This window comes from Synechococcus sp. RC10A2, assembly GCF_047502605.1.
The window spans coordinates 1-5,543 of the sequence record NZ_JANSHP010000079.1 but is presented as its reverse complement, the minus strand read 5'-3'; the positions used below and the strand labels follow the sequence as shown (position 1 = coordinate 5,543).

The window sequence follows — 5,543 nt, the reverse complement described above, 5'->3', positions numbered from 1 at the left end:
ACGCAGGCTACGTGTGTTGAGGATCGCAGGTGGTGTCGAAGGTGGTCGGCAAGATACTCCGCCGTGGCCACATAGCGGCACCAGAGAATGGGGTGAAAGCTCTCTTTGAGGAGCCGCTTCACTAGCTCGATGGCCCGCGCCAGCTTGGTGTCTTGGTCTACGCCACGCAGTTGACCAGCCAGGCGGGCGAGCTCGCGCAGCCGGCGGCGGTCGCTGTCGGGCAGAGTTTGATCTGCTGCTTCGAGGGCTGGCAGCGGTAATTCGTCGTCAGTACGCTCTTCTGCTGACTCGAACACCCAGCGGCTAAAGCTCTCCTCGGCCTCTTCAGCTTCTTCCTCCCGGGAGCCTGCACCGCGATTGGCCAGCGCTGCCAAGGCCGCTGCCGGACTGGACATGACACAGCGCAAAAGAGCCAGCGCCCCCCAGTAGCGTACTCGCCGCCGCCGCTGTTCCATCTGCTGGCCGGTGCGCACCAGCTCCGCGCAGAAGGCATAGGTGCGCTCAAACAGCTCGCGGTAGCGGGGCGAAAGGTCATAGGTCTCATCTTCAGCTTCTCGGCTTGGGAAGCAGGCGGTTTCTTGCCAGGTCTCCTTAATGTCCCGCCGCGTGCGCTGGACAAAGTGACGGGCCAGCTCGAGGCGCTGGCTCTCAGTGAGATCCTGAAAGTCCCACGCCTCAAACTCAGGCCGCAGCAGCCCCAGCAAGGAACGGAAGGCCTCTGGGATGCCGCTGTGGGGAGTAGCCGTCAGCAGAATCAGGTGGCGGTTGGGCGCTTGGGCAATGGCTCTCAAAAGGGCATGCCGCTCCTGCTGAGCTCTGCCGGAACTGGCCGCCGCCGCACCGTGCACTTCGTCGGCAATGACCAGCTCAGGACAAAACTGTAAAAATTGAGGGCGGTTGCGCTCTGTTTTGACAAAATCAATGCTGGCCACCTGCACCGGGAAGTATTCGTAGAGGCTCTGTCCCAGCGGGGTTTGCCGCTCCAGTTGCCCTACCGTCCCCGAGCGGATAACTACCGGCTCGAGGTGAAACTTCTCGGCCAGCTCCCTGGCCCACTGCTCGCACAAATAAGGCGGGCAAAGGACACAAAAGCGCCGGATCTCGCCGCGATCCAGAAGTTCTCTGGCTATCAGCAGCGCTTCGATGGTCTTGCCCACTCCCACGTCGTCGGCAATAAACAGCCGCACCGGATCAAGGCGCAGCGCCATGAGCAACGGCACAAACTGGTAGGTTCGGGGCCGGATGGAGATGCGCCCCAGCGAGCGAAAGGGAGTGGCGCCCTCGCGCAAGATAAGCCGCGCTGCCTGCCAGAGGAGATGGGCGGCTGCAGCATCGGCAACTCGGTCGGCGCAGGGCAGCGGGAAGAAGGCCGGCTCGATGCGCTCAAAGGGCAAGGTGCCGCCTACAAGGTTCATCAGTTGTCGGTGAATGTGAATCGCATCCTCTGGCGTACCAGTAAGGGGCCGCAGCACTACCCCTTCTTCGGAATCAGCGGGGAGCACCACCCACTCGCGGTGGCGGCAGCAAACAATTGAGCCAGGCTGCATCGATCGGGATCCCTAGAGAGCTTTCTCCATTTGAGATTTGTATACATCTTTGCCGCTTTCCGGGAATGACTGCCGAGCTTCTGCGGCTTTTTTGAGAACCCCCTACAGCCTGCCTGGACAGAACTTCTGCCGGCGCCATGGCCGGCAAAAATTCTACGTGTTGGAAAATGGCCCAGTTGGGTCTCGCCCAAGCCTTTTGCAGGGATCCCTCCTACCCAAAACGTGGGGTGACGGTAGGATGAAACAGAGCTGGCCCCAAGCACTTCCAGCCGCTTGCCCGATGAGCAGCAGCCGTTATCCGTTTGAGCGCGTTCGCGAGCACTTGCTCTTTCAGTCTTTGGAAGATGCTGAGTGGAAGGCATTGACGGCTGCCCTACTGCCCAGCCGCTTTTCCCCCGGCCAGGTGATCTTCCAACAAGGGGATCCCAGTAGCGACCTATACGTAGTTCTCAGCGGGATCGTGGAGCTGCGTCGCCAGTACATGCGCCATCCCGGCGATTATTGGCTGGCCACGCTGCATGCCGGGCGCGTGTTTGGGGAACTTTCCTTGCTGACGGGACGGCGACGTTCCTTTACCGCGGTGAGCCTGACCGAAGTGCAAACCCTGCGCCTCTCCCGCGAGGGGCTGCTCCTATTGCCCCTGGAAGTCCAGCTGAAGCTCTACCGCGCCTGGACCCAGATCATCGGCGAGCGCCTCTTTTGGCTCGACAGCATGTTCGCGGATCTGCTGGAACAGCGGGGAGCCGAAAACGTGGCCTCGGCTATGGCCTTGCTGCAGCAGCGCTACCCCGCTTGAGGAAAGCCAACCCCTGCAGGCAGGCCGGGATCCCTAAAGTTAAATATCAGTTGATACTACTCAAAAAAGAGGCCAGAAATCAAGCGGTGGGATCCCAAATTTTATCTTCAGAATAGCCAGGGGTTGCGGTATTATGTGCTAAGCAGCCCCAAAGCACTTCAAGCAGCGAGGTTAAGAGCAGTGGTCAGGGTAGCCATCAACGGATTTGGTCGTATCGGTCGCAACTTTTTGCGGTGTTGGCTGGGTCGCTCCCAGTCCAATCTCGATATTGTTGCCATCAACGACACATCAGACGCCCGCACGGCTGCCCATCTGCTCAAATACGATTCCATTCTCGGGCCGCTGCAAGGGGCGGAAGTGGAGGCCGTCGAGGGTGGCCTGCTGGTTAACGGCAAGCATATCCACGCCGTTTCCGATCGCAACCCCAGCAACCTGCCCTGGAAAGAGTGGAAGGTGGATCTTGTTATTGAAGCTACAGGGGTGTTCGTAGACTATCAAGGGGCCTCTAAGCACCTTGAGGCGGGAGCCAAAAAAGTAGTGATCACCGCTCCGGCCAAGGGGGGCGACATTCCCACGTTTGTATATGGCGTTAACCAACACACCTATGACCCGGTGCGGCACAACATTGTCAGCAACGCCAGTTGCACCACCAACTGCCTTGCCCCCATCCTCAAAGTGTTGCTGGACAAGTTCGGCGTCTTGCGGGCCACGATGACCACCACCCACAGCTACACCGGTGACCAGCGGATTTTGGATGGCGGCCACCGCGATCTGCGACGGGCGCGGGCGGCGGCGTTGAGCATGGTGCCCACCACCACCGGGGCGGCCAAGGCGGTGGCGCTGGTGATCCCCGAACTGAAGGGCAAGCTGAACGGGGTGGCGGTACGGGTGCCCACGCCCAACGTGTCGCTGGTGGACTTGGTGGTGCAAACGGAGCGGCGCGTGATTGCCGAGGAGGTGAACGCGGCTCTCAAGGACGCTTCAGAGACCACGATGAAAGGGATCATTGCCTACTCCGATATCCCCTTAGTCTCCATCGACTACCGCGGCCACGACTGCTCGGCGATTGTGGATGCCGAGATGACCAGCGTGCTGGACGGGGATCTGGTGAAGGTGATGGCCTGGTACGACAACGAGTGGGGCTACTCGCAGCGGGTGCTGGATCTAGCTGAATATATGGCTGCTCACTGGGTTGAGTAGGCTGTTGTTTCCTGCCTCAATCCCTCAGAGGCGGAGAGAGAGAATTCGGCAAAAACCTGCCAGCGCTTGCCGTCATGGAGGAGGAGGGTCAGGGCAGAGGCGAGAAAGGATCCCTGGAAGAGGCGAGCCTTGAACTGCGGCCAGGCGGCGCGGAACTGGGCCGGCTGGAGATCCCGGAAGGCCACAGTCATGTGGGGCACAAAGGGACGGGCTGGAGCCGTTGCTTCTTCTTGCTTGAGAAGGAGGCTCATGTGCCGCTGGGCCTTGGCCTGAAGCTGTTGCAGCTCGGGGGAGGGCTCGACGTGAATATAAATAACCCGTGGCGGGAAGGCGCCGAAGCCACAGAGCTCAACGGCAACTGGCGCCTGCTCCTTAGCAAATGCTTCTAGGGATCCTGTCAGGGCCGCCAGCTGGGCAGTGGGCCACTCGAAAGGAGGCACCAGGGTGATGTGAGGGGGCGAGCGCAGGGCTGCGCGGCTGGCGAATTGCTCGGCAAACTGTTGTTTAATGGCGGTCACTTGCTCCTGCAGGTCTGGTGGGGGAAGGAGGGCGAGAAATAGCCGCTGTTGGGGAGCATCGATCAGCATTGCCGGACAGGTGAGGGATCCTTTTATCCAGGCTAGGGCAGCACATCCCCAGGCCTCTACCCCATTTCCTAGGGGTCAGAAGGTTTGTCGGGATGCCCGACGTCTTCTTTAACTACTCATATAATTATCTAGTGATTATTCGGTGGCAGTAGGAGACACGGATCCTCACATGACCCAGCTTTCCGCTCCCCTTCCCACGCCGGCAAGCCCATCTGCAGAACCTCAGCCGGATCCGATTCCGTCTTACCATTGGCATCTGTTCCTCTGCGCCGACCAGACCAAGCCCAAGTGCTGTGAAAAGGCGGTGGGGCTGGAAGCCTGGGAATACCTGAGGCTGCGGATCCAGCAGTTGAACCTGGAGCTGGCGGGCGTGGGCCCTCTGCGCGTCAACCGCACCAAGGCCAATTGTCTGCGGGCCTGCAACTACGGTGTTCCTGGGCCGGTGTTGTTGGTGTACCCCGGCGGGTTCTGGTACCACTCGGCCACGCCGCCGGTGATAGAGCGGGTGCTGCAAGAGCACATCTTGGGGGGAAAGCCGGTGGCCGAGTATCTGGTTGCTCAAGATACTCTGATTGCCCCTCAGCGCCCCTGATCCAGGAGGGCATGGATGGCCTCCACGCAGGCCGCGGTTGCCTGCTGCAGCTCAGCTTTGTCGCTGGAAGCCGGCGGGGGGATCAGCCTGCCGATGCGCACCGTGATGGGGCAAAACAAGCGCGGCCAGCGGGATCCCTTGGGCAGCACCTTCTCGGTGCCCCAGAGGGCTACGGGGAGCAAGGGTGTCTGGGTGCGCGCTGCCACCAAGGCTGCCCCCAGGTGAGGCTGGGGGATGCGGCCATCGGGGGTGCGGGTGCCGTTGAGAAAGATCCCTACCGCCCAGCCCTGGGCCAGGGCTGCCTCTGTGGCCCGCAAGGCGCTGCGATCCGCACCTCCCCTTTTGACCGGGTAAGCCCCGTAGAGCCGGATCACCTGCTTCAGCACCGGCACCTGGAACAGCTCTTCTTTGGCCATGAAGGCTACCGGGCGGCGCACCGCATTGGCCACCAGCGGCGGATCCAAGTGGCTGGCGTGGTTGCTGACGATGATCAGGGATCCGTGGCGCGGCACGTTTTCCTGGCCATAGGTGCGGCCAAAATACAGTCCCCGAAATAAAGGGTTGACCACCAGCCACTTGAGCAGCCAGTAGGCCAACCAATCGCGGCGGCGATAGCCCATCTGGACGATTTCCCAACTTAAGGGTAGCTCCCTCTTGAGTGTAGGGGAAAGGGGGGGATCCCTAAAGACTTTGGAGACAGGTTTTCCGAAGACCTTCACCTAGGGTGGGATGCGGCGAGGGGAGACGCCGGGAAAACGTTGCGCCAAGTTTTAGCTAATCCGCCGTTCGCGCTAGCGGGACGTAGTCCTGGAAGCCCCGCT

6 protein-coding genes are annotated in these 5,543 nt (G+C 60.9%); 3 read left to right on the top strand and 3 right to left on the bottom strand.

Going from position 1 to position 5,543, the window contains the following annotated elements; genetic code table 11:
- Window positions 1-1,547 (bottom strand): SNF2-related protein (locus NW848_RS11095; RefSeq protein WP_414511106.1); only part of this gene is annotated, 1,547 nt, incomplete at its 3' end.
- A 280-nt stretch (window positions 1,548-1,827) separates the two neighbouring features.
- Between NW848_RS11095 and NW848_RS11090 the strand changes: the two genes are divergently transcribed.
- Together NW848_RS11090 and gap are read left to right on the top strand one after the other, a co-directional pair.
- Complete coding sequence (locus NW848_RS11090) at window positions 1,828-2,343, top strand: cyclic nucleotide-binding domain-containing protein (RefSeq protein ID WP_414508760.1); 516 nt, start codon at window positions 1,828-1,830, stop codon at window positions 2,341-2,343.
- Window positions 2,344-2,523: 180 nt separating this feature from the next.
- Window positions 2,524-3,543, top strand: a complete 1,020-nt coding sequence (gene gap, locus NW848_RS11085; RefSeq protein ID WP_011429234.1) for a type I glyceraldehyde-3-phosphate dehydrogenase — start codon at window positions 2,524-2,526, stop codon at window positions 3,541-3,543.
- On the opposite strand, the gene NW848_RS11080 is transcribed toward gap, so the two are convergent.
- A complete protein-coding gene (locus tag NW848_RS11080) occupies window positions 3,528-4,130 on the bottom strand; it encodes a 2'-5' RNA ligase family protein (RefSeq protein ID WP_011429235.1) in 603 nt (200 codons plus the stop codon). The genes gap and NW848_RS11080 overlap by 16 nt on opposite strands.
- 169 nt (window positions 4,131-4,299) lie before the next feature.
- Between NW848_RS11080 and NW848_RS11075 the strand changes: the two genes are divergently transcribed.
- Window positions 4,300-4,722, top strand: coding sequence for a (2Fe-2S) ferredoxin domain-containing protein (locus tag NW848_RS11075; RefSeq protein ID WP_011429236.1), 423 nt, complete (start codon window positions 4,300-4,302; stop codon window positions 4,720-4,722).
- On the opposite strand, the gene NW848_RS11070 is transcribed toward NW848_RS11075, so the two are convergent.
- Window positions 4,710-5,342, bottom strand: a complete 633-nt coding sequence (locus NW848_RS11070; protein ID WP_011429237.1) for a lysophospholipid acyltransferase family protein — start codon at window positions 5,340-5,342, stop codon at window positions 4,710-4,712. The two genes, NW848_RS11075 and NW848_RS11070, sit on opposite strands and share 13 nt — an antisense overlap.
- Window positions 5,343-5,543 lie beyond the last annotated feature (201 nt).